The following is a 25,892-nucleotide window of genomic DNA, read 5'->3' as shown; positions in this document are numbered from 1 at the left end:
CCCTACAGGGCAAAGACTAAACGAGTGGCAGGGCATTTCCAAGCTGATTTATTCAGCATTTTGAGGTAGAATAGGCTTATTTTCCAGGGGAGTGGATAAAACGATTTCAGTTTTGGTGCTTCCAATGGCTTGAATTTCATCAAGTAGTTTTTCAAGTTCAAGGGTATCTGAGACCATAGCGCGTATAGTCATACAGTCATTGCCAGTCACATGGTGGCATTCAACAATGGAAGGATGCTTATTGACAAATGCTAGAAAAGCCTTATGTGCAGATACGTTCAGTCCAACATGGATAATAACCGAGACATTAAGACCAAGCAGAATGGGGTTAACAATGGCTTTATACCCTGTAATGACGCCATTTTCTTCAAGTCTTTTTACACGCTCTGAAACGGCAGGTGAAGTCAATGCCACTCTTTTACCCAGCTCTTTCATAGAGATTCGGCCATCTTCTTGAAGAATCTCCAGTATTTTTGCATCAGTAATGTCCATTAGGTCCTCCTAATAATATAAAGGTTTGTTTTCGAAATAACTTACTATATTAACTGCTTATATAATATCACTTTTCTATGTGCCTGTACACTCGAAAATGGCAGATGTATAATGAGCATATAAACTAAGAAGTAAAACCGCACAGGGAGGCGTGACCATGTCGAAGGTTAAAATTACCGAAACTATACTACGTGATGCACACCAATCATTGATTGCAACAAGATTAAAAACTGAACAAATGGTGCCGATACTAGAGGCTCTTGATAATGCAGGCTACCATGCACTTGAGTGCTGGGGTGGAGCGACATTCGATGCGTCGCTGAGATTTTTGAGTGAAAGTCCATGGGACAGACTGCGTACTATAAAGAAGCATGTAAAAAATACAAAGTTACAAATGCTTCTTCGTGGACAGAATATTCTTGGATACAAGCATTATCCAGATGATGTTGTTCGTGAGTTCGTAAAGCATGCTGTTCATAACGGGATTGATATTATCCGTATTTTCGATGCACTTAATGACATTCGAAATCTTGAAACAGCCATTGATCAAACAAAAAAAGAAGGCGCACATGCACAAGCGGCTATTTCATATACAATTTCTCCAGTTCATACAGTTGACACTTATGTGAAACTTGCTAAGGACATGGAATCAATGGGCGCTGATTCAATCTGTATTAAAGACATGTCTGGTCTATTAAAACCTTACTCGGCATATGAACTTGTAGGGGCTCTTAAAAAGGCTGTCAATGTCCCAATTGAAATGCACTCACACTGCACTTCTGGTCTGGCAAGTATGACATACTTAAAAGCTATAGAAGCAGGCGTTGATATTGTAGATACAGCGATTTCTCCATTCTCTATGGGCACATCACAACCGCCGACAGAGTCATTTGTTTCAACGTTGATGGACACACCATATGAAACAGATCTTGATATGAAGGTTTTAAATGATATTGCTGAATACTTTGCACCAATCCGTGAAAAGTCACTGGAGTCAGGTCTTTTAAATCCAAAGGTTCTGGGTGTTGATATTAATACACTTGTATATCAGGTTCCTGGTGGCATGCTGTCTAACTTAGTTTCTCAGCTGACGATGCAAAATGCTCTGGACAAATTTGATGACGTGCTTAAGGAAGTTCCTAGAGTTCGTGAAGATCTTGGTTATCCACCACTTGTAACACCAACAAGCCAAATTGTGGGTACACAGGCTGTTCTGAATGTTATCACAGGTGAACGATACAAAATGGTCCCTAACGAAGTGAAGGCTTACGTTAAAGGCATGTATGGACGTTCCACTGTTCCTATGAAGGAAGACTTCATTAAGAAAATCATTGGGGATCAAGAAGTTGTGACATGCAGACCAGCTGATACACTTGAACCAATTCTTGAATCAGAAAAGAAGAAAATGGCAGAGTACTTTGAAACAGACGAAGATGTTCTATCGTATGCACTGTTCCCACAGCCTGCCGAAGAATACTTCAAGTATCGCCAAGCTCAAAAATATAAAATTGATAGTGAAATGGTTGATAAGGAACAAAAAACGTATCCTGTATAATTGAATATGACTTTGTAAGATAGATCAACTTTATTCTTATAATTTAGCCGCCAAACCATGTGTTTGGCGGTTTTTTATGTGTAAACTTTGTAGGACGATTGCAAAGTTAAATTGATTGCAAAGTGGTTTATCGACTTTAAAGTTTATCAATTGTAAAGTTTAATTATGGGGCTACAAAGAAAACTTGGGGTCTACACAGAAAAAACTTGTGCCATCTTTTGGGGAAGGGGTAAAAATAGAGTAAGAAAGTGTTCGAGAAGAAAGGATTATTAATATTGTTAGAATCCACCATGGTCTTTTATGAACAGCCTATGATTATAATGGTTTAAGAGGTCATTAAGGGCATTGGCAATTTTAAGGCAGATAGATTTGCCTTAAATTTAGGAAGTGGGGTGACACTGTGAAATTTACTGTACATGAAGATGTACACAGATACCTAAGACAATTAAGGACACATGAACTGACAATAAGACTTGATGCGTTAACCAGCTGCTGATCTGCAATCAGGGAGATCACAGTGCAAACTTGGTCTCCACGTAATCCGGCGGATTACGAAGTCTATCGTGAGGGGGATTTAGATATATATCTTGATAAGAAGATCATTCACGATGGTTGGTTGGATCTCAGTATGAATCCAATTCGGTCAGATTTACCGGACAGGGAAATTTTAGTCTTGGGTGCGAAAAATAAATAGATTTAGACACAAAAAGACACCTGTGTAACCACAGATGTCTTTTTGTTGTGTGAACCCTTACGTAAGAACTGATGATTCTGTTTCCAGAAATCATATTAATTATATATGGAAACACTCATTAAATCAATACGTTTAAGACACTTAATATCTATTTACAAATAATGGCATTGATGTTATAGTTTATATTGTAAATAAATGGTAGGTGATGAAATGAGTAAAGTATTAATAGGAATTATTACCAGTGATCAAAGCTGGTTCAAGATGTTTGATAAGTATGTACTGAAGAATCATTCTGAAGATTTGAAAATTATCAATTTGAATGCGTCAAAGGGTGAAGGGCCTGACTATGTGGATATTCTCCTTATTGATAAATCCACTGGTGAAAGTGGGCGAGACACGACAGATTTAAGTGCGTTTACTGCTCAAGCTGGCAAGTCTGTTTATCTTATTGATCAAAAAAATGAGACCTACGAGGAAAACGGCATATTTAAGTACATGCCTGCGGATCAATTGGTCACACGCATTTTGACTTTTGCAAAGGGCCAGTCTACATCTGGAAAAGTAAAACACATCGTGGTTGCGTCCACCTCAGAAACGAAAATTGGATACGATTTATCGGAGCATATGGGGCGTTTTGCATGGCAGGATAAAACACTGTTGGTCTCCCTAACACGGTCTTATAGGTCGATGGAAACAGAAGCTAATTATATTCGCGACCCTTTTGGTCGGTTTGTCTACTATGCATCAAGTTCATCAGGCAAGCTGAGAGGGTCACTTGAAGCCCTGACCATGCAATTATGTGAAGACCTTTATTACATCCCCAAACCCTATCCATTTGACGCCTCCCTTTGGACTGAGTCAGTAAGCGAAAACATCATTGAAGCCCTAGACAATCAAATCCAGTACAAAACAATTGTCTGGCATCTTGGAACGGCTTATAGCTTAGGCTTTCAAGCCCTTTTGAAGCGGTCTGATATGTTTGTGTGGCTAGGGTCTGATTTAAATCTTAAAGAAGATGAAAGCTTCAAGTCTTACTTGGACCTAAGCGACTGCCGTCTTGACTTAAAAACAAGGCACTTTGATTTAGAAGAGTGGGACAGGTCAGAACATGAACACAAGGGTGTTTATAGACAAATGCTCAAGCGGATGAAGGTATAAGGATTGGTTTGAATGATGATTGAAAACAAGGATATGAATGCACTTATGATGACAGTGCGTGACAAGTTGACAAGGGATTCCATAAGCGAAGATGACATGGTTTACAGCGCCATTGAGGATGTGGTTCTTGATGCGGGCGCGTGTAGGAATCTGACCAACGATGATCGCAAGACTTTAATCAGCAAAATATTTAATAGAATGAGACGGTATGATGTCCTCCAGCCCTTGCTCGATGATGACTCTGTTACGGAGATTATGATAAATGGTCCAAGGAATATCTTCATAGAAGTGAAGGGCAAACTCATACAGTCTGATGTGGAATTTGAATCGGCTGAACGCCTAGAATCTATCGTTCAGCAAATTGTTTCTGATGTTGATAGAAAGGTCAATCGATCCCAGCCTATAGCTGATGCAAGGTTAAAGGATGGGTCTCGAGTGAATGTGGTCCTGCCGCCAGTTGCCCTGGATGGGGCAGCCGTGACCATAAGAAAGTTTAGCAAGGATAAGCTGACTATGGACAAGCTCATTGAATTTGGTGGTCTATCACAAGAGATTGCTGATTTTCTTTCAAAGGCTGTTGAAACCAGGCACAATATCTTGATTTGCGGGGGGGCTGGGTCAGGAAAGACAACATTTTTAAATGCCCTAAGTGACTATATTCCTTCAGACGAGCGTATTGTAACCGTTGAAGACAGTGCAGAGCTAAAAATATCAGGTATTCCCAACTTGATTCGACTTGAAACCAGAGATAGCAAAGGCAATGAAGATTTAACCGTATCCATGCGCGATTTAATCAAGTCGTCCCTTAGGATGCGACCAGACAGAATTATTGTAGGAGAGGTGCGTGGCCCAGAAGCCCTTGATATGCTCCAGGCCATGAACACAGGGCATGAGGGGTCTTTAACCACCGGACACAGCAACTCAGGCACAGACATGCTCCATAGACTTGAAACCATGATCTTATCTGGGGCCAGTGAAATCCCCCTTCATTCTATTCGAAGTCAAATTGCCAGTGGACTTGATTTGATTGTGTATTTAAGGCGTTTTAAAGATGGTACAAGGCGGGTGGTCACAGTGGAAGAGATCATGTCATATTCAGATAAGACGGTAGAAACCCAGGTGCTATATGCCTATGACAGACGACAAGGTTATATCAAATGTGGGGAGATGAAAAACAATTGGAAACTAGACATGTATTCAGAGACTTAGTTCACTCCAAATACTTTCCGAGGGCCATAATGGAGGCCGTCCTATTTTCCCTTGTAACAGGCTACGTCTTTTATAAGAGTCCTGTGGGTATGCTATTCATATTTGTCTTTTCCCTGTTCACCTTGAAGAAAAGGGTCAAAGAGTTAGAGGCTAGTGAAAGGCAAAAAAATGCTTTAGCCTTCGTTGAACTCCTTCATGTTATTAGACGGTTGAGTGCGTCAGGACTTTCAATCCAAGCCTGCTTTAACGAGGCAGAAAATGAGATGAAGTCACTTTATCCAGACGAAAATGCCTGGATTATGACCTCGTTGAAAGATTTAAACACAAAACTCATGCTTGACCCCTATCCGGGCCCCTACATTATAGAGTGGGGACAGGTTGAAGGTTTAAGCGAAATCACCGACTTCGGTCGAGTTGTCACCGTTATACAAGAATATGGTGGGGACATGGTGGAAAAAGTCAGTGTAACGGCTCGAACAATTTCACAAAGAATCGAAACGGATAGACATGTCTGGGTGCTTGCATCGAGCAAGGTTTTTGAGCAAAAGGTCTTATTCTATTTGGGATACCTTATGATTATGCTCCTTAATTCTGTTCTGCCAGAAATGTTTGAAGTTTTGTATGAAACGGTGATTGGTGTTGCCGTTATGACCTTATCCTTGTCCTTGATGGTTGCAGGAAGAAGTATTGGAACCCATCTAACTAAGATTGAGGTGTAGTTATGGAATCCTTGTATTTAAAATTAATGGGGCTTTTTGAAAAGAACACGCACTTGGTTGATAAAGTGCCTCTGACAGAAATGCGCAGGACATCATTAAAGCTTTATGGTCAAGACGTGGAGTATCCCTTTGAGTATGTCCTAGCAAGGGGGTGTGTTTCGGGATGTATGATTTTGGTGTTTTCTATTTTATATGGTCTACTAAGCGATCTTGATGGCTTGACCCTGGCTGTACTGGCTGTTTCAGCCCTACCAATGGGTATTTTTGCAGAGCAGGTAGACATAAAGCGAAAGCTGACAAGGCGAGAGAGGGAAGCCACCCTTGTTTTTGCCAGGCTAGCCTCTAATTGTTCTATGTTTTTAGGGTCTGGGATGAGTGTGCGAAAGGCATTTATTATGAGCACAGAAGGGGTGGAAGAAAACGCCTATACAGAGGTCATTGAGAAGGCTGTATCTGATTTGAATACCAATGCCAATACAAGGGAAGTCTTTGCAAGTCTTAATGGGAGTCTAAGGCATTCCTTTGTGGCTGAATTTACATCAATTCTTGACCAAATTGAGAAGTATGGGTCAGGGTCAAATGCTGACCTAGACAGGCTTATAAAAACATCCTGGCAGACCCGGCGGGACTTGGCAACCCAATCTGCAAAAGAAATGGAAACAAAGCTTGTTTTCCCCAGCATGCTGATTTTTTCTGGGGTCATGCTTATGATTGCAGTGGGCCTGCTCATGCAGTTGAGTGGTTGACCCAGGTGATTCGGACCTAATACAAGTAAGTGCTAAGGCTTTGAATCATTTGGTGAAATTATAAATAGGATTTGTCCACAGTCATAAGTGGACAGGCTCGAAGTACAATTCTTATTAGAAAGAGGAGAAAAAAATGAAGGATTTAAAAAGGTTTATATTTGAAGAGGATGCCATGGGCACGGTGGAAGTGGTCTTTATAGTGGCTGTTCTGATTGGACTTGGTTTGCTGTTTAAAACTAAGGTTTTGGATTTTGTTACTAGACATATAGAGCAATTGGATGGAGTTGATGTGAATATTCAAGATTTAGGCAATTCAAACAGTAGTGGTGCAGGTACAGGTACAGGCACGGGCACAGGTACAGGAACCACAACCCCTTAAGCCACATAAAGCTAGATGGAATGTATCAAATTTATAATCGTCGAAATAAATGGGAAAGGAGGTGACTCAAATCAATAATCAAGCTCTTAGAATCCCTATTTCTGTATATCGTGACGACATACTTTTAGGCGTGAAAATGATCTCCCGTCATAGGCCACCAGGATTTGTCCCCCTGCTTGAAGTTGAAGAGGTCTACCTGCAAGCAGATGTTTCTTCATATTTGTCAATGGAGGCCTTTCTTGAAAGACATGTCTTAACTGATCAAAGCTTGTCAAATCTTATTATGAATGTTGTTAAAACAGTGCGTGAGCTTGACAGATACTATTTGGATGAGGCCTTTGTTAGTCTTGACATGGGAAACATGTATTACGACTATCAAAAGAAGCAAACCATGCTGGTCTATGGGATCGACAGTTATAAAAAGAACAGTTATGAAAAGAATGAAGAAGTCAACGAGGAAGTAAGCGAAGGAAAGGTTCAAAATGTAAGCATTGAGGGCAAGCTGAAAAAGTTTATTCGGGACCTTATTTATGAAAAAGCCCGCCTGGAAATGCCGAATTCAGAATTTGTTTCTAAAGTGCTGACTTACCTAAAAGAACCGGGCTGGCACATAAAAGGCCTGACTTATATACTTGAAGAATATGAAGGCGAGGCCGGTGGTCTTTCTCAAGAAGGCAAACCAATGGTTAAGGCAGTTTCAGTTCATGACAAGTCCCTTGCGTCTAGGATGGGTGAGCCCAAAATTGAAGAGTACAAACCTTCTTCTGCGAAAGGACACTCCAAAAAGAAAAAAGCGAAAAGCAAGCAAACTGGTAGGCAAGCAAAAGGAACAAACGTCAAGGTCCTGCTTCTTATTGGGCTTCTTGTATGCACTGTCCTGATTTTAGCTTGTATATGGCTGTCAGGCCTTAGCCAAAGTGAAAAGTTTGGTGGAGGGATTCTATCCGTTTCCATTTTAGCCTACATTGCTATTAAGATTTATAATTCAGACAAGAATCTTGGTCTTGAGTCGAATCCCTCAAATTCTGGCAAGCGGAAAGTGAACATATTGCCTAAAATGCACACTAAGAAAAAGGGAAATACTAAAAAAGCGAAGGTGGGTATGGAGGGCATTGATAGAAAAGCGATTGATAGAAAAGAACGTGAAGTCAAGCGTGATAAAAGAAATAACAAACTCCAAGTTGAATCCAAGTTTAAAATAAAAGAGGATCAAACAGATTTATCGGGTGATAGAACTGTTGTAATGAGTCAAGTACGAACAAAATATGTGCTAAGAAGTGCCAAGGGGCAAAAACTTCCCCTTGATAAGGATGTTATGGTCATTGGTCGTCAAGATGGTGTTGCGGATATACTAATCCATGAAAACACCTCTGTTGGAAGGCAACATGCCAGACTCATACAAATTGACAGCGGGTATGCTGTCAAGGATTTAAAATCTGTGAATGGGACATATGTGAATGACAAAAAAGTCATACCTGAGCAGCCCATTGCCCTAGTCGACGGCGATGTGCTTAGGATTTCAAACGAATGTTTCACATTCCAATCAGTAGGATAAGCGAATATATATATATAAATCCCGTGGTCTTAAGAAATATCAGAGACCACGGGATTATTTTAATTTGAGATAATTGGATAGCTTGTATTCTGGGTATAGATGACTACTGAATGGAGGGACCTGTATGCAACTAAAGTCTAATAGCAAGAGCAGCGATTTCATAAGTTTTAAACGACACATTTTCATGGTAATGCTCACAGTGGCCCTGACTTTGTCGGCTTGTTCCAGTGAAAAAGTGGTAGAAGATAGCACACATGTGAAGATTCCAGTCAAAACAATGATGGTTGAAAGTGAAGAGGTAGAGGATGCCGTTCACTACATCGGTATTGTGACCAGCGGCAAAGTTGTAAACAAGTCATTCAAGGTTCAGGGAAGGGTTCTTGAGGTTTTAGTAGAAGAAGGAGAGACTTTTACATCGGGACAGCCATTGATGGTTCTCGAACCTGTCGATTTGGAGTACGCTCTTGAGTCGGCAAAGGCAGATTATTCAAGTGCAGCAGCACAAGAGAGCAAGGCAAAAGAAGCCTATAACTTTGCCAAGAACCATTTTGAAGATATGAAGATTCTTTATGATCAAGGGGCTGTTTCCCGTATAGATTTTGAAGAAGCCAAACTGAGATACAGCGCTTCAAAATCAGACTTAGAAAGTGCAAGTGAGCGTGTTAAACAAGCCAAAACAGCCTTGGATCAGAGGCAAGATATGCAGGCAGAGTCTATCCTATATGCACCTTTTGATGGGCAAGCTGTCAATCTGCTTGTCGAGTCAGGGGAATTTGTCAATGCTGGTTACCCAGTTGTTGTTCTGAGTGACAATAAAAAAAATTTCTACACAGGCGTTTCCCAGGAAGATGTCCAAAATATTCAACCAGGTATGATGGCTAGAGTGACCATAAATGGATCAAGCCATCTGGGTGTTGTAAATACGATCAACAGTCTTCCAGATGAGAATACGAGAACCTATCAGGTTTCAATTGACATTGAGGATATTTCTTATCCGGTGGGTGCCGTTGGAGATGTGGACATCATTATCGGTAGGAGACAGGGGATAAAAGTGCCTGTGTCATCAGTTTTGTCTGGGTCGGTGGATTATGTCTATGTGGTGGAAAACAATATGGCTGTTAAGAAAATGGTCAAACTTGAAGACGTGGTCGACACAAATGTTTATGTGTCTGGTCTCACTTCTGGTGACCAACTTATTATAGAAGGTATGAAAAATGTTAAAAATCTATCGGAAGTAAATATCTTATCTGAGTAAGGAGGGCCTATGAAAGGATCAATATATACTGCCATTAAGTATAGAAAGATCACCCTCTTTGTTCTAGTGGTGTCTATACTTGTGGGGGCATACAACTATTATGTATCTCCAAGACAAGAAAATCCTGATATTACGGCCCCAATCGCTATGGTTTCTGTTATATATCCAGGTGCGTCACCTGAGGATGTTGAGTCCCTGGTGACTTCAAAAGTGGAAGAGGAAATATCAGAAATTGAAGGTTTTGACTACTCCAACTCATATTCCAGAAACTCGATTTCAGTGAGCATACTTCGCATGAAGCATGGGACGAATATGGATGAAGCTTGGACAAGCCTGCGACGAAGTATGGAAGATTTACAGGATGAGCTTCCTGATGAATGTCAAACCATTGATGTGGACACAGACCTGGTTGAAACGGCAGGCATTATAGTGAGTGTATCAGGTGAAAATTATAGCTATGAAGAATTGTATGATTATACTTTAGAGCTGAAAGAGGATCTTTCAAAAATTGAAGGCATATCTCGTTTTGATATTGAGGGCAAGCAAGAGAAAAATGTCAAAGTGAAAGTCAATTATAAACTGTTGAATCAGTTTGATCTTTCACTAGCGGAAATTTCAGATCTGATTAAAGGGCAAAACGTCGAAATTCCTTCAGGGTCAATTGATACGGGCTCAGAAAAAATAAACGTTAAGGCCAAGGGGACTTTTTCAGACATAGAGGAAATCAAGAATATTATCATAGGTGTCTCTCCAGAAAATGGTGCCGTAACAAGGTTGTCCGACATTGCTGATGTTGAACTGGCACTAGAAGAGGCCTCCTACAAAATTAAAGAGGGGCATAACAAGGCGGTTCTTCTCACTGGCTATTTTCTCAAGAATAAAAATATAGTCTTAGTGGGAAAAGATGTGGAAGGTGTTCTAGAAAAATTTGAAAAAGAACTTCCAAAAGACCTTCACTTTGAGCAGGTCCTCTACCAACCCCAAACGGTGGATAAGTCAGTGCATGATTTTGCAATGAATCTCCTTCAAGGGGTAGGCTTTGTTATTGTGGTTGTTTTCATTGGGATGGGCCTTCGAAATGCTGTCATAGTTTCAACTGCCATACCGGCATCAATATTTATCACCTTCATTTTCATGGGGATTTTAGATGTGAATATTCATCAGATATCAATATCCGCACTCATTGTGGCCTTAGGGATGCTTGTAGACAATGGAATTGTTATATCCGATGCCATACAAGTGCTTATTGATGACGGAGAAGACAAGATGAAGGCTTGTGTGGATGGAACAAAATCGGTGGCTATACCAGTCTTGACATCAACCCTAACAACAATAGCTGCCTTTATGCCCTTTCTATTTTTGGATTCTATTGCAGGTGAATACTTAAGCAGTTTGCCAAAAATCATTATGATAGCTCTTATGGCATCTTATGTGATCGCCCTTTTTGTAACGCCATCCATGGCTTATATATTTTTTAGAAAGTCTTCAAAAAGAGCCCGTCCGATAAGAATAGCAGATTTTTTTGAAAGGGCTCTTGATACTGGCCTTAGACATAAGTGGGTCGTCGTTGTATTCGTTGCTTTGGCCCTTTTATCAACAGCCTATATTGGTCAGATGATTCCCTTACAGTTCTTTCCGAAGGCTGATACCAATATGATGTACATCAACATTGTTAGTCATGGGTCAGGTGATATTGAACAGACTGAATCGATTGTGGATCAAGTGGGTCAAATACTTGAGAAAGAGGAAGCTATAAGAGCCTACACTTCGTCTATAGGTGGGGATTTACCTAAGTTTTTTAACACCATATCAAAGAGAGCTCCATCAAATGACTATGCTCAGATGATGATTAGACTTGACTTAAGTGTGTTTGGTCCAGGCAAGACCTATGAAAGTATTGAAAAATATGTCCTAGCACTGCAAGATGTTATGGATAGTAAGGTCTCTGCTGGCCGTGTGACAGTCAACCAACTGGAACAGGCAGAACCTATTGGTGCACCAGTTCGTCTGAGATTAACAGGCAAGAACATGGATGATTTAGGGGCCGTTTCAGAAGACATAAAGGGGCTGCTTAGTGAAATTAGCGGCACACAAAACATCCATGACGATTTTGAACAGAGGGTTTATGAGTTTGAAGTGGTATCAGATAGGACGAAAACAAGCCATTTTGGGGTTTCAAATTTTGATTTGCAAAATGAAGTGAGTCTTGCTTTAAGAGGGCGAGAATCCAGTACATTTAGAAAGTTTGGTGTAGAGTATCCTATTATAGTTAGTGGAAATATTGAGTCAAAAACTGATCTTGAAAATTTTATGATAAAGTCAAGAGCCACTGGTCACAAGGTTCTGCTTAAAGAAATTGCAGATGTAGAGTTAAGATCCCAGTTGCCTGTGATAAAGAAATACAATAACAAGCTGGCCGTACATGTTTTAAGTGATGTCAAGCCAAATTATTCATCGGGTCTTATTCAAACTGAATTAAAAACTATGCTCAGGCAAAAAGAATATGAAGGCATTGAAATTGAGTTTGATGGGGAGCCCGAAAAAATAGGTGAAAACTTTGGGAATATCGTCACAGCGGCTATTTATGCAGTTTTAGCGGTTTATCTAATTTTACTCATTCAGTTTAAGTCTTTTATTCAGCCTCTTATAATTCTGATAACAGTTCCTCTGGCTGTTATAGGCTCAATATTTGGACTCTATGTTTTTGACCAAGCCTTGTCTTTTACAGCCATGTTAGGCATGGTTAGCTTACTTGGTATTGTCGTAAACAATGCCATAGTCTTGGTGGACTTCATCAATTATGAGTTGAATGAAGGCAAATGTATTGAAGAGGCTTGTGAGGACGCCGTACAAAAGAGGATGCGGCCCATTATATTAAGCACGAGCACAACCGTAATAGGGCTAACACCGCTGGTGTATTCTGGCAGTCCGTTATTTATGCCCCTGGCAGTGGCTCTCATGAGTGGACTTATTGTATCAACCGTATTAACGCTGGTTGTTATACCGGTTATTTATAGTCTGGTTATGCGGTTTATCCATACCTGCTAGACGACCAGAATTTATACTGGCCTTTCCACTTGTCAACTGACGGGATGTGCTGTATTATAATAGTGTTGTAATCGGACATGGGCTTTCTGTGTTCGCCAGGCGTCAAGGTGCTAAAACCTTTTTGAACTGTGACCCGTACGAATTTCGATTTTTTAACAAAAAAGTCGCTGTTCGTTCGGGTTTTTTTGTTGATAGAGGGTATATACACCTTGTCTGAATAATTTTTGATATGATCTTGATGAAAAACCGTACAATCAATCTGTAATGTTCAGAATTCAGACGGAAAAACAAGGGTTTTTCCTTAAAAATCTATGAAAAATTCATAGACATCTGGAAAAAAACCGAATTAAGATATATAATGTTTGTTGGATGTTCGGTATTAGGGTTATGATTCCAAGTATCCATTTTCGGTTGAACAACTATGAATCGCTTGTGCGGGGTGACGAGATGAACAATGATATTAAAGAAATTCTTTTTTCAAAAGAACTTATTGCAGAAAAAGTGAAAGAATTAGGCGCTCAAATTTCAAAAGATTACAAAGACAAGGAACTGCTAGTGGTTGGTGTCCTTAAGGGGGCCAATGTGTTTATGTCAGATCTAATCAGAGAAATTGATCTGCCTGTTGAAATCGACTTTATCGCAGCTTCAAGCTATGGACACTCAACTCAGAGTTCGGGTGTTGTTAAAATCATCAAAGATTTAGACTATAGTATTGAAGGGAAAAATGTATTAATCGTTGAAGATATTATCGATACAGGTCTAACACTGCAATATTTAACTGAGAATTTCAGATCTAGAGGAACTGAGAGTCTTTCCATTTGTACTTTACTGGATAAGCCGGAACGCCGTAAGGCAAAAATTGATGTAACGTACAAAGGTTTTGACATTCCTGATGAGTTTATTGTAGGGTATGGCATTGACTATGCTGAAAAGTATAGAAATCTTCCTTTTGTGGCAACACTTAAAGAAGAAGTCTACCGCTAATCTGAATGAACTTCCTGATAGGGCAAAAAATTTGATCTAGTCAACAAAAATTTTAGATCAATAGTATAAAAACGGATTCTTGCATAATCACCAAAAACTAAGCAGAAATCCAGATTTATGAAAGCTTATAGGGTGTTCACTAATGATTGACATTTGTCCGAATGACTATATAATTAGAATGTGAGTATAATGTATACAATATAATTCGGAGGTCATTATTATGGAAAAGAAACTCGTTCCGGTTGGTCTATCTAACCGACATGTACATCTAAGTCAAGAGCATATCGAAGCACTATTTGGTGAAGGTTATGAACTAACAAAGTTCAAGGATCTTTCTCAACCAGGTCAGTTTGCTTGTAATGAAAAAATTGAAGTTGTAGGTCCAAAAGGCAGTCTTACTATGCGTGTTCTAGGTCCGGCTAGAAAGACTACGCAAATTGAGATTTCACTAACAGACAGTTTTGTACTAGGCGTTAAGCCTCCAGTGCGTGACTCTGGTGATCTTGCTGGTAGCCCAGGCTGCACAATTAAAGGTCCTAAAGGCGAAGCTGTGATTGAAGAAGGTATCATCGCTGCTGCTCGTCACATTCATATGCATACATCTGACGCTGAAAAATTTGGTCTTAAGGATAAGGACCGCGTAAGCGTAAAAGTGGAAGGCGAAAGAGGCCTTGTGTTTAACAACGTTCTTGCTCGTGCACATGACACATATGCACTGGAATTCCACCTAGATATTGATGAAGGTAATGCTGCTGGCCTTAAAAATGGCGCACAAGTAGAAATTATCTAATTCAGTAACGCACAGCCGCGTCCTTTAGTACAATGGAACGGGGGACACCTGAAATGAATTTAGCTAAGTACATCGATCACACAATTCTAAAACCACAAACGACAGAAGAACAAGTTAAGACAGTTTGCGCAGAAGCGAGAGAACATGGTTTCTTTTCTGTATGCGTGAATCCATGTTATGTTTCACTTGTAAAAGAGGAACTAGAAGGATCTGAGACAAAGGTTTGCTCTGTTATCAGTTTCCCACTGGGTGCGAATATTCCTGAAGTGAAAGCTTTTGAAGCAACAAAGGCTATTGCTGATGGTGCTGATGAAATCGATATGGTTATTAATATTGGCGCACTTAAAGATGGAAAATTTGACTATGTTCGTGAAGACATTAAAGCTGTGGTTGAAGCGTGTAAAGGCAAAGCTCTTCTTAAGGTAATTATCGAAGCGTGCCTGCTGACAGACGAAGAAAAAGTTAAAGCCTGCCAACTTGCAAAAGAAGCGGGAGCTGACTACGTTAAAACATCAACAGGATTTAGCACAGGCGGTGCGACTGCAGAAGACATCGCACTTATGCGCAAAACTGTTGGACCAGAATTAGGCGTAAAAGCATCAGGCGGCGTACGTGATTTTGAAGGCGCAAAGAAAATGATAGACGCAGGCGCATCAAGAATAGGCGCAAGCTCATCAGTAGCCATAGTAACAGGCGGCGTAAGCGACAGCGATTACTAATGGAATGACCGAAATCTTCGATTTCGAGCGTCATTCCTTACTCCCAGAGCGGAGCGGCGAGAGTGTCTTCCTGACTGCCCGAAGGGCACTACGATCCAAATCTTTGATTTGGAGTATCGTACCTTACTCCCAGAGCGAAGCGATGAGAGTGTCAATATAATTTATGAAATAAAACCCCTCTTTCTACAGAGGGGTTTTGTATTTTTACGACAAGACATTATCCATTTTATTATCATCTATGTGATCAATTGATTCCTCAAAAGGTGATTCAAGGACACTATTTCTTATATATTGATTCTGATCCACGGAAAAAAGGAGAAATTCTTAAAGAATAATTAAATGAAGATAAAAGTATTCTAATTAATATTGTCAGAGTGATTCTCTTTTTAGTACAATAGATATATCAGAAAGAGAGGGCGTTTCCTATGAGATACACATATTCGAGTAATTTTGGATGTTTAATCGCAGTGCTTGTGATGTTTATAATATTTTCATTCCTAGGCATTATTTCTAGGTTGTTGTTTGCAACACCACTTGGAATTATTCTCCTTGTGACAGCAGGTGTCTGGTATATAATGCGTAGCCGTGAAAATGCAAAGATGAATCAATCTACGTTTGAAAATGAAGCTCAAGATCACGGATTTGAATGGAGACAGGACGGATCAAGTCCTGAAGACGTTAAACATGATCACAATGCACCAAAGCGAGACGCAGAAGATGTTGAATTCACTGAAATAGACGATAAATAGGGTAAGACTATAAAGAGCGGTTTGGATGATTATTATTCAAACCGCTCTTTTTTTTAGTTACCTTGTGGTGTCTTATAAACTTATGGGAAATGATTGGCCAAGGGCTCTTTAATAGAGTTTTAGTCCGTGTTTTATACAACTTTATTGGGGATGGGATAAACCTTTGGAAAGTATAAATTTGGTAGGGGGATAATTCTAAGGGTATGAATATGAAAAGGTATTAAAATACCTAGAATCTGTCGTAATAGATTGGAGTTTTATTGTTGTAAGGACTGGTAAAAAGAGGTGAAGGCATGGGAATGGTAAGTCTACGCAAGGGCATAATTCTATTGATAATGATACTTATGTTGTCGCCTGGTATCTCTTTTTCTGATGAGTATAAGCATAATATTTTGTTTTTACAGTCTTATGATCCTCAAAATATATGGACAAGAAATATATCAGAGGGTTTTTATCAAACCATCGATGCAAATAGGGAAACAATCCGTGTTTATGAAGAATATATGGACACAAAGCGCAGTGAAGATGAACTGGATTATGATAGATTTACAACTTATTTTGAAAGCAAGTATGAAAATGTAGAGTTCTCCTTAATTGTCACAGCTGATAATAATGCTTTTGACTACGTTAAAACACGAAACTCAGATTTTTTTTGGCAGACCCCAGTCGTTTTTGTGGGACTGAACCCAACCAGTGAGAATACGAATTTATCCAGCCGATATCAAGGTATTTATGAGAGGATTGATATTGAATCAACCTTAAATCTAGTTTCTTTGCTTCATAGTGATGACAGTAGAATTGTTATAGTCACTGATGAAACAGTGACTGGCAAGGCTGTTCTTGAAAATGTTAAAGAATCAGTAAAAAGCTTTAACGGACCCCAAAACATAGAATTTTATATGTCTTCAAATCTGGATTCTATTGAGAAAAAGCTAAGTGGACTCGATAGAAATGATGCAGTGATCCTCTTGCTCTTCAATGTGGATGATCAAGGCAAAAGTTATACATATAATGAGGGGCTGCATAAAATCTATGAGCGAAGCCCTGCACCTATTTATGGTATGTGGAAATTTTATCTGGGACAGGGGATTGTTGGCGGATATTTAACAGATGGCTATGCCCATGGTCAAGCTGCTGCCAATTATGTTATTGCGCACTTACAGGGGCAACCATACACCTTTCAAATAGATTCTGAACTATATTTTGACCATTTAGAGCTTAAAAAGTTTAATTTAGACACAAAGCGCTTACCTGACAAGGCGCATTACATTAACAAACCATCAGGACCGCTTCTTGAAATTATGCCTCTTATAGTGACTGTGGCCCTTGTTGCCTTTCTATTATCTGCAATCATTATGCTTTGGTATCTCAGACAAAAAGAGCATATTATGAATACGTCTCTTGTGGATGAGAAGGGTAGACTAACAAGCATGCTAGATGAAGATTTAGAGAGACTGGTTGCTGAGAAGACTTCAGAATTGAGTCTTGCAAATACAAAGTGCAACATAATGTTAGAAGAATATAGTGAACTGCTACAAGAAAAAGAAGATCTACAAGATAAACTCCAAAAAGTGTATCAAGATCAAAATGCAAGTTTGTTTGAGTCTAAGAATCTTAAAGAGAAAATGACTCAGATAGATCTATACCTGAGACAATATCACATATATGCCAAGGGTCTTATGAAGGCTGCGGTTCATGAGAATGAACTTATGGCTGAATTGGGGGTCCTTGGTGAGAGAATGACCAATTTGAAGCAAATGTATGAAAAAGGGGATATGAAACGCTCTGATGTAGAAATGTACTTTAAAAATTTTGAATTATCTTATGGAAAAATGAATGAACGACTCTTGCAGGGGATGAAAGAGACCAAACAGCTCATAGACATGAATCAAATCAGCCTTGATGCAGGGGCAAGCCTAAATATAAAAAATACCTTAACCACTGTGCAACATGCGGTGGAACTGGCTATGTTTGAAAGTGCCGGACAGAATATTAAGTTGGATATAAACATAGATGAGGACCTCCATACCATACGTCATTCCAATTACTTGACTTATATTATTATTCAGCTTGTATCCAATTGTGTGTGTCATGGCTTTGAGAACAGAGAGACAGGTCAAATCGGGGTCAAACTACACCAAGAAGAAGGTAGAATAATTCTTGAGGTGACAGATAATGGTTTGGGTATCAATGAGAAGAACATTCATAAAGTTTTTGAACCGTTTTTCACTGTAAAAAGAGAAAGTGGGTATCTAGGCATTGGGCTCACCAATGTTAAGAGAGTCATAGAAGATATTTATAATGGAAAGGTACACATTTATTCAGAATTAGGAGAAGGCACAAGAGTAAAACTAGAATTTCCAGCAGTGGAGGTGACCTCAAATGTTTGATAATGATAGAGATGATCTTCTGGTTTTTAAAGACGAGGAGCCAGAGACTTTAAACTTAGGAGACCAAGAAGATGTGAGTCCTTGGAAGGTTCTAATTGTAGACGATGAAGACGTCGTCCATAACACCACAAAACTTGTCCTTCATGATTTTAAGTTTGAAGGCAAAGCGATTGCGTTTATAAGTGCGTATTCTAGTAAAGAAGCCAAGAAAATTCTCAATGAAGTGGATGACATCGCAGTTGTATTTTTAGATGTGGTTATGGAAGAAGAAGATGCAGGCCTTCAACTCGTCAGATACATTAGAGAAGACCTTCAAAACAACCTCCTTAGAATTATTCTTAGAACGGGTCAGCCGGGTCAAGCGCCAGAGGAAAGGGTTATAATAGATTATGACATCAATGACTATAAAACAAAAACAGAGTTAACCGTTCAAAAGTTGTTTACGTCACTTGTTTCGGCTCTAAGGTCCTATAAAGATCTTGTTATTATTGAAAAGAATAGACAAGGTCTTCATAAAATTGTAGAGGCTTCTAATAGACTGTTTGAGATCAACTCATTAAAACAGTTTACAGCAGGTCTTATTATGCAAATGATTTCAATGTATGGACTTGAGGATGAGGCCATTTATTACAGGCAACCCTCTGGAATGGCTGCAGCAAAAAAGAATGGACATTTAATCGTACTTGCTGGTTGTGGAGAGTTTGAAGAGTATGTTGATAAAGAAATCAATGAAGTGGCCAATGAAGAAATTATGGAATGTATACAAGAAGCCAAGGATAAAAAAGCACCGGTTTTTCGTGAGAATATATTTGTAGGTTACTATAAAAGCCTTGGGGAAATTGAGAATTATATTGTTTTCAAAGGGGTCAAAGAAATTTCTAATATAGATAGGGAACTCATCAACTTATTTAGCACAAATATTAGTGTTGCATTTGACAATGTGTATCTAAACGAGAGAATACTAAGCACACAAAAGGAAGTCATATACCGACTTGGTGAAGTTGTTGAAAGTCGATCAAAAGAAACAGCCAATCACGTAAGACGTGTTGCGGAAATGACCTATTTGCTTGCTATAAAGTTTGGTTTAACAGAGCAAGAAGCTGATATGATTAGAATGGCGGCGCCCATGCACGACGTGGGCAAAATTGGTATATCAGAGAATATACTGAATAAAGCGGGTCCGCTTACTGACGAAGAATTTGGAAATGTTAAAAAACACACGGACATTGGCTATGAAATATTAAAGGATTCCAAGCTAACGCTTATGGATGCCGCATCGACAATTGCACGCCACCATCATGAAAATTGGGATGGCAGTGGCTATCCCCAAGGTCTAAAAGGGGAAGATATACCACTTATTGCCCGTATCGTTGCGCTGGCAGATGTTTTTGATTCCCTTTGTCATGAACGGGTTTATAAAGAGGCTTGGCCAATTAATAAGGCTGTGGCTTATATAGAGGCTGAAAGCGGTCGAAAATTTGATCCAACCCTTGTGAAAATATTTATAGACAGTTTGGATGATGTAAAAAGCATATTAAAAGAGATGAAAGACAAGGAATACTCAAAAAATGCATAGGGTGAATCCCCACAAGTGTTGTATACGCTTTTGGGGTTCATTTTTTCTTGAATTCCACTTTAAGTAACGATATAATAAACCCACATCTTAATTTATTCAATAAAGAAACATGAGAATAAATTTTGATGGAAGAATTTCTAGCTTTGGAGGCAAAATGAATTACTTTACAGTGGACAAGCAAAAAATGAAAGAAATAAATACTTTGGCAATCCTTAATATTATACGCGATATGGGACCAATTTCCAAAGCGGATATATCAAGAACATTAGGACTCAACGCAGCCACTGTATCATCGAATTGCAGGGATCTTGAAAACCGTGGCATTGTTAAAGCTGTACGAGAAGGTGTTTCTACAGGTGGACGCAAACCAACTTTGATGGATTTGAATACAGAGAGAGTTGCCATACTTGCCATAAGTCTTGAACGAGATGGTATGCGGGTGGGACGAATGGATCTGAATGGACATTTCACAAATATGCGCACATTGGCCTATGACAAGGGGAGACAATTGTGGGCTGTTTTTGATGTTCTAGGACAAGTTCTTGATCGTGAAATAGAGCTTATCGAAACTTCTAATGATATACTACTGGGTATAGGCTGTACCATTGATGGCCATGTCAATTCTGAAACAGGATATGTTCAGCGAGCGCGTGATTTCCAGTGGCGTGAAGTGGAATTTGGAAAGATTATGGAAGATCGTTTTAAGACCAAAGTCTATATTAATGGCATGGGCTCAGCCATGGCAGTTGCTGAAAAACTATACGGCACAGGGGGGGACTGTGATAATTTTGTCCACGTGCATATTGGTGAGGGCATTTACACAGGCGTTTATATGAATGGAGCCTTGTATAGCGGTTTTAATTTTGGGGCTTGTAACGTGGGTCACCATAAGGTTTCTACAGAAAATGTTAAGTGCACCTGTGGAAAGTCAGGGTGTTTTGAAGCCGTTGCGTCCTATAGTGGTATCGTCACACGTTTTATTAATAAACTGGAAGAGAAAGAAATCAATAAGTTGCTTGAGTACATCCAGTACGACCTAGCCAATGTCAACGCAGACATGATATATAACATGGCCCTTCAAGGGGATCAGGTTGCCCAGCAGGTCATTCGTGATACCGGACGTTATGTAGGGCGTGGTCTTGGTGCCATTGTCAATATGATCAATCCAGAAAAAATATTTATCTCAGGTATATATGATGCCCATAATATTATGAATAGAAATATTAATAAGTATTTGGCGCATAGCAGTATAGATAAGAATTTGTATCAAATGTACGTTGGGGAAAGTGGGTTACCGCGTCATCAGGCATTGATTGGAGCAGGATCAGCTGTTGTAGATCGACTGATGAAAGGGGAAATATAGTAGAAAGCGGTGGTTTTTTGGATAAACTCAGGGCTTTATTTAAAATAAAAACAGAAGAAGCATCACCGTCTTATGAGGCCATGCGAATATCGAATAATCAGGTGTATTTAAAGAGAATTTTGCTCGTGTTCATGTTTCTGCAGGTTTTTCTTGCACTGGTACATTTTATTCGGTCCGGGCAGATTTATCAGTCGGAAATGCTGTTTTTGTTTGTCTGCATATTTTTAACAGCTGCTGTAATTGTTGTTTTGGAAGTCGGTCAGGATGCTTATTTTCGAATGAGTGTATTTTTGACTTTGTTTTTAAGTGCCATTTACAGCTGGTATGGATCCATTATCAATTATGGCGACGAAGTCTACCTGCTTGTTTTAATACTAATAGGCTTATTCATAGTCGATGCAGAAGGTTTTCGTATTTCATCTCTATTATCAGGCATTATATACTTATACGCTATCATATCTCAGCAATCTGAGAGCAATCTTCCAGATGGTCAACTCCTGACACTTCTGGTCCTTCTTATTGTTCTATGGTATTACACGGAACATAAGCAAAAGAGAGAAATAAAATTCTATAATCAAAATGAAAAAATTAAAAAGCAGAGAGATCAACTGGAGAAAGAAGTTGCATTTAGAGATATATTAACAGAAAGACTCATGGAGAGTGAGCACAAATTTAGAGTTTTCATGAACCATGTTCCCACTGCGCTTCTCGTCTTAGACCAGGGGAAAATTACATATGCTAATAAGAGTGCCATACAGTTGACCGGATATAAACGCGATGAACTGGAACATATGGACTGGATTGATCTACTGGATTTTGAAGATGCCGTTGCTCTTGAAAACAAAATGAAAAAGATGACTGGTATTTCAGAAGATGTCCGGGAATACACAGTGAGAATGATTAATAAGCAGAAGAAACCAATTTGGACCAAATTGGTTGTCACTGACTTGAAGTTTGAGTCCAGAGTCGTTAGACTCCTGAGCGGATATGACGTTTCTAGTCAGAAACAATATGAGAGTCAGCTCGGTAAGCTGATCCGAATGAAAGAAGATATGCTTCTCTTGACGCAGTCCATACTTGGAATTGATGATATTGGGATCCTTTATGATATCATTCTGGATGGTGCCATTGACAGTGTGGATATGGCAGACCGTGGCAGTGTTCTGATTCTTGATGAAAATGGCATGCTCCATGCACGAGCCTTTAGGGGCTATGACCACGATTTAATGGATAATTTCTCAATTCCACTTGAAGAAACGTTCTTGTATTTAAAGACAGATGGTCAGATTCGGAGCACGGAAATCATCAATGATATTTCACGGCTGACGGATGTAAAATATTATGAAACCCAGCTCAATGAAGTTTTTCCAGCCATGTCGACAATCGCTACACCTATTTACAACAATGGCAAGCTGTATGGAATGGTTTATCTGGATAGTCCTATAAAAAATGCATTTAAAGAAGAAGATTATATGATGGTGGATTTTTTAAGGACACAACTTGAAATGGCCATTAATAAACAGTCCTTAATGGATGAAGCTGTTTTTCTTTCAAGGTATGATAAGTTAACCAGTGTTTTTAACAGAAGATGGTTTGAAGAATACTATCAGACAATGGAAGCAAAAGCCAGCCGCTATGGAGATGTTTTTGCCCTTGTAATGTTTGATCTAAATGGCGTTAAGGAAATCAATGACACCTATGGTCACCTTGAGGGAGATGCACTTATAAGAGGCTTTGCATTGAGGCTGAAGGCCTTAACCAGGGCATCGGATATTTTGGCGAGATTTGGCGGAGATGAATTTATTGGTGTCTTCCATGAAATCGATGAGGAAAATCTTAAGAAACGATTGGATGGTCTGGCGATTGACCTACTGGAAAATCCGATTGAAACAGAGGAACGAAACATTTATTGTCGGTTCAGTTATGGTGCTGCCTATTACAAAGCGGATTCCGCTGACTATGAAACCCTTGTGAAAATCGCTGATGAAAGAATGTACCATATGAAACTCAGTCAAAATAAGACCCATACTGTGAGTAAAGCTTAACAAAAACGTGCAGAAAATTCTGCACGTTTTTTTATTGTAGAATTTTTTATTGTATAATTTTTAATTTAACTTGGCCTCAAGGGGCAGAAAAACATCCACTTGTGTGCCACTGCCATATTCGCTGTCAATGAGGAGATACCCTTCATGGAGATCAACGATTTTTTTGCAAATAGATAGACCAAGTCCTGCTCCGCCAATACTTTGAGTCCTGCTTTTATCTTCTCGATAAAAGGCATCAAATATATAGGGGATAGATTCCTTTTTAATGCCAATGCCCTTGTCTTTAAAGGAAATCACAAAATGATGATTCTTTATATATGTGTATATTTCCAGTCTACCATTTGGCTCGGAATACTTTATGCTGTTTTGGACGATGTTTTCAATAACCTGTGACAAGCGGGTGTAGTCCACTTTAATAGGGACCTTGGGATAAGGCTTTTGAATAACCAGGGTAAAATCGCCATCATCAAGCCAGAGCTCAATAGGCTCCATGAGTTTTTCCATGAGTTCAGCACTATCATATTCAACAAGTTCCAGAGAGTAGCCATCCATATCAAGTTGGGAGAATAAGAATAGGTCGTTGATCATACCATTAAGATATTCTGTTTTAGATTTAATGGTTCTAAGGTAGCGCTCCATACGTTCTGGGTTTTTCCCCTTACCGTCGAGCAAGCCTTCCACATAACCTGATATTGATGTGATGGGCGTACGCAGGTCGTGGGAGATATTTGTTATAAGCTGCTGACGATTCTCTAAAACCTTATTTTCACGCTTTCGACTTTCTTCAAGCTCATGACGCATGTTTTCGAAAGCCTTTGAGAAATCTTTTATTTCATCAAGACCTCTTGATTCAATGTTGACATCCAGTTGCCCTTTGGCAATAGCGTTTGCAGCGTTTTGAAGCTTATCAAGCGGACGTATATAGTTAAAATAAAAGAAGAGTCCAATGGGTAAAAAGGCAATCATAATTGCAATGACAATAGACCATATATTTAATTTATATGTTTTTTGAGAATAAGCATTTAAGAGGGATCGCGCTTTTTCGTCGGCCTTGCCTACAAAAGTTATTCCAATACCATCTGTTGTTTCGCCCCGAATATGCATTAGAGGTTTTATCTCTTCTGGGGGAGCGACAACCCTTAGAAATTTATCAATATAACCTGTCCCAAGTATTGTGGACTGGTCCATATCAATACTTGTGTTTGACCCCTCCAACCAGTTGCCATCATCATCATAGACAGCGACAAGCTCAATGGTGTTTCCAACTTCAAACTCCCTGGTAAGTTCTTCTAAAGTGGAGGACATAATTTCATCATAGCTTTTGCTGTCTGTAATAAAGCGTGTTCTAAGAATTTCATTAAGATGTTGATAGAACATATGAAGCTCGTTTTTTTCAATGACTTCATAACCCCAAAATGAACCTTCAACCATAATTTGTGTCTGAATTGATCCCACGTGAATCAGGGCAAAGGCCACCATGATGAGTAGGAAGAGATAGACACGAACAAGGAGTTTATTCATCTGGACTGCCTCCTGTGAACCTGTATCCAACGCCCCATACAGTCAAGATATATTTAGGATGGCTTGGATCGGCTTCAATCTTTTCACGTATTTTTCTTATGTGAACGGGGATTGTGTTGTCATCGCCATAATAGTTGTTTCCCCAGACAGCGTTTATAATTTGATCCTTGGTCAAAACCTGATTTGGGTTTTGAGCTAAAAGTTTTAAAAGTTCAAATTCTTTGTTGGTCATACCCACAAGCTGACCATTTAAGTGAACGGTATAAGCTGAACTATCAATTCGCAAGTTTCCAAACTCAAGCGCATTTGAGTTTGTTATGGTAGGAGAGCCGTTTTTTACAGACCGACGAAGATGTGCTTTAATGCGGGCAAGGAGTTCAATAGGACTAAAGGGTTTTGTGACATAGTCATCAGCCCCAATACCTAGAGCAAGAACCTTGTCCATATCCGTGTTTTTTGAACTTAGTATAATAACGGGGATTTCAGAATCCTTTCTCATGAGTCTGCAGACCTCAAATCCATCCATTTTAGGCAGCATTAAATCGAGTACGACCAAGTCTGGTTTTTCGGCGTGAAACTTTTCTAGCCCTTGTTGGCCGTCAATAGAATGACTGACCCTGAAGCCTTCGTCTTCCAAATAATCACGTATGAGCTCAGCAATTTCAACTTCATCTTCTACTATATGAATCAGTTCCCTTGACATATGTCCCTCCAAAGTTTCTTATAACCACAAAATTATCCACTTTTACTTTAACACTTTCACAATAAACATAAAAGTTTATAATTTCTAATTTTATATTAGATGCTATGACAGTTTCAGACCGCAATTATACCATAAGGCGTGGTTAAATGATTTTATGAGGCTTTAAGGCGGGGGAGATATGAAGAAAAAGCATTTTAATTTAAGAATTATTAAGAATTGGATAATGGGCACTTCAATCTTTG

20 protein-coding genes are annotated in these 25,892 nt (G+C 39.3%); 17 read left to right on the top strand and 3 right to left on the bottom strand.

Annotation, left to right across the window (positions count from 1 at the left end; translation table 11 throughout):
- Nucleotides 1-48 precede the first annotated feature (48 nt).
- Complete coding sequence (locus tag ACQ4KW_RS13640) at nucleotides 49-492, bottom strand: Lrp/AsnC family transcriptional regulator (protein ID WP_430883035.1); 444 nt, start codon at nucleotides 490-492, stop codon at nucleotides 49-51.
- A gap of 157 nt (nucleotides 493-649) precedes the next feature.
- On the opposite strand from ACQ4KW_RS13640, the gene ACQ4KW_RS13635 reads away from it, so the two are divergent.
- The 17 genes from ACQ4KW_RS13635 to ACQ4KW_RS13555 all read left to right on the top strand — a co-directional run bounded on the left by ACQ4KW_RS13635 (nucleotide 650) and on the right by ACQ4KW_RS13555 (nucleotide 23,426).
- Nucleotides 650-2,047 carry an oxaloacetate decarboxylase subunit alpha gene (locus ACQ4KW_RS13635; RefSeq protein ID WP_430883034.1) on the top strand — a complete coding sequence of 466 codons (1,398 nt, stop codon included), beginning with the start codon at nucleotides 650-652 and terminating at the stop codon, nucleotides 2,045-2,047.
- A gap of 904 nt (nucleotides 2,048-2,951) precedes the next feature.
- Nucleotides 2,952-3,899 carry a hypothetical protein gene (locus ACQ4KW_RS13630; RefSeq protein ID WP_430883033.1) on the top strand — a complete coding sequence of 316 codons (948 nt, stop codon included), beginning with the start codon at nucleotides 2,952-2,954 and terminating at the stop codon, nucleotides 3,897-3,899.
- Between the two features lie 12 nt (nucleotides 3,900-3,911).
- Nucleotides 3,912-5,108, top strand: coding sequence for a CpaF family protein (locus tag ACQ4KW_RS13625; RefSeq protein WP_430883032.1), 1,197 nt, complete (start codon nucleotides 3,912-3,914; stop codon nucleotides 5,106-5,108).
- Nucleotides 5,078-5,827: a hypothetical protein gene (locus ACQ4KW_RS13620; RefSeq protein ID WP_430886617.1), complete on the top strand. Its 750-nt coding sequence runs from the start codon at nucleotides 5,078-5,080 to the stop codon at nucleotides 5,825-5,827. The genes ACQ4KW_RS13625 and ACQ4KW_RS13620 overlap by 31 nt, the downstream gene beginning before the upstream one ends.
- 2 nt (nucleotides 5,828-5,829) lie before the next feature.
- Nucleotides 5,830-6,573 carry a type II secretion system F family protein gene (locus ACQ4KW_RS13615; RefSeq protein ID WP_430883031.1) on the top strand — a complete coding sequence of 248 codons (744 nt, stop codon included), beginning with the start codon at nucleotides 5,830-5,832 and terminating at the stop codon, nucleotides 6,571-6,573.
- A gap of 133 nt (nucleotides 6,574-6,706) precedes the next feature.
- Nucleotides 6,707-6,952, top strand: a complete 246-nt coding sequence (locus ACQ4KW_RS13610; RefSeq protein ID WP_430883030.1) for a Flp1 family type IVb pilin — start codon at nucleotides 6,707-6,709, stop codon at nucleotides 6,950-6,952.
- A gap of 49 nt (nucleotides 6,953-7,001) precedes the next feature.
- The gene (locus tag ACQ4KW_RS13605; protein ID WP_430883029.1) at nucleotides 7,002-8,507 is read left to right on the top strand and encodes an FHA domain-containing protein; all 1,506 of its coding nucleotides are present in this window, start codon (nucleotides 7,002-7,004) and stop codon (nucleotides 8,505-8,507) included.
- Between the two features lie 124 nt (nucleotides 8,508-8,631).
- Nucleotides 8,632-9,762, top strand: a complete 1,131-nt coding sequence (locus tag ACQ4KW_RS13600; RefSeq protein ID WP_430883028.1) for an efflux RND transporter periplasmic adaptor subunit — start codon at nucleotides 8,632-8,634, stop codon at nucleotides 9,760-9,762.
- Nucleotides 9,763-9,771: 9 nt separating this feature from the next.
- The gene (locus tag ACQ4KW_RS13595) at nucleotides 9,772-12,810 is read left to right on the top strand and encodes an efflux RND transporter permease subunit (RefSeq protein ID WP_430883027.1); all 3,039 of its coding nucleotides are present in this window, start codon (nucleotides 9,772-9,774) and stop codon (nucleotides 12,808-12,810) included.
- 447 nt (nucleotides 12,811-13,257) lie between these two features.
- Complete coding sequence (gene hpt, locus ACQ4KW_RS13590) at nucleotides 13,258-13,794, top strand: hypoxanthine phosphoribosyltransferase (protein WP_430883026.1); 537 nt, start codon at nucleotides 13,258-13,260, stop codon at nucleotides 13,792-13,794.
- A gap of 220 nt (nucleotides 13,795-14,014) precedes the next feature.
- The gene (pduL, locus tag ACQ4KW_RS13585) at nucleotides 14,015-14,584 is read left to right on the top strand and encodes a phosphate propanoyltransferase (protein WP_430883025.1); all 570 of its coding nucleotides are present in this window, start codon (nucleotides 14,015-14,017) and stop codon (nucleotides 14,582-14,584) included.
- 53 nt (nucleotides 14,585-14,637) lie between these two features.
- The gene (gene deoC, locus ACQ4KW_RS13580; RefSeq protein WP_430883024.1) at nucleotides 14,638-15,303 is read left to right on the top strand and encodes a deoxyribose-phosphate aldolase; all 666 of its coding nucleotides are present in this window, start codon (nucleotides 14,638-14,640) and stop codon (nucleotides 15,301-15,303) included.
- Nucleotides 15,304-15,728: 425 nt separating this feature from the next.
- Nucleotides 15,729-16,052 carry a hypothetical protein gene (locus ACQ4KW_RS13575; RefSeq protein ID WP_430883023.1) on the top strand — a complete coding sequence of 108 codons (324 nt, stop codon included), beginning with the start codon at nucleotides 15,729-15,731 and terminating at the stop codon, nucleotides 16,050-16,052.
- Nucleotides 16,053-16,345: 293 nt separating this feature from the next.
- Nucleotides 16,346-18,442, top strand: a complete 2,097-nt coding sequence (locus ACQ4KW_RS13570; protein ID WP_430883022.1) for a sensor histidine kinase — start codon at nucleotides 16,346-16,348, stop codon at nucleotides 18,440-18,442.
- Nucleotides 18,435-20,018, top strand: a complete 1,584-nt coding sequence (locus ACQ4KW_RS13565) for a DUF3369 domain-containing protein (RefSeq protein WP_430883021.1) — start codon at nucleotides 18,435-18,437, stop codon at nucleotides 20,016-20,018. The genes ACQ4KW_RS13570 and ACQ4KW_RS13565 overlap by 8 nt, the downstream gene beginning before the upstream one ends.
- Before the next feature lie 154 nt (nucleotides 20,019-20,172).
- Nucleotides 20,173-21,381, top strand: coding sequence for an ROK family transcriptional regulator (locus ACQ4KW_RS13560; RefSeq protein WP_430883020.1), 1,209 nt, complete (start codon nucleotides 20,173-20,175; stop codon nucleotides 21,379-21,381).
- Nucleotides 21,382-21,398: 17 nt separating this feature from the next.
- Nucleotides 21,399-23,426: a diguanylate cyclase domain-containing protein gene (locus tag ACQ4KW_RS13555; RefSeq protein WP_430883019.1), complete on the top strand. Its 2,028-nt coding sequence runs from the start codon at nucleotides 21,399-21,401 to the stop codon at nucleotides 23,424-23,426.
- A gap of 60 nt (nucleotides 23,427-23,486) precedes the next feature.
- Here ACQ4KW_RS13555 and ACQ4KW_RS13550 read toward each other — a convergent pair whose 3' ends face one another.
- Nucleotides 23,487-24,947, bottom strand: coding sequence for an ATP-binding protein (locus tag ACQ4KW_RS13550; RefSeq protein ID WP_430883018.1), 1,461 nt, complete (start codon nucleotides 24,945-24,947; stop codon nucleotides 23,487-23,489).
- Nucleotides 24,940-25,650: a response regulator transcription factor gene (locus tag ACQ4KW_RS13545; RefSeq protein ID WP_430883017.1), complete on the bottom strand. Its 711-nt coding sequence runs from the start codon at nucleotides 25,648-25,650 to the stop codon at nucleotides 24,940-24,942. The genes ACQ4KW_RS13550 and ACQ4KW_RS13545 overlap by 8 nt, the downstream gene beginning before the upstream one ends.
- Nucleotides 25,651-25,892: the final 242 nt, after the last annotated feature.

The sequence above is a fragment of the Tianxiuia mixotrophica genome, from assembly GCF_050596425.1.
Lineage (GTDB): Bacteria > Bacillota > Clostridia > Peptostreptococcales > Acidaminobacteraceae.
This window is presented reverse-complemented; position numbering and strand designations above follow the sequence as displayed.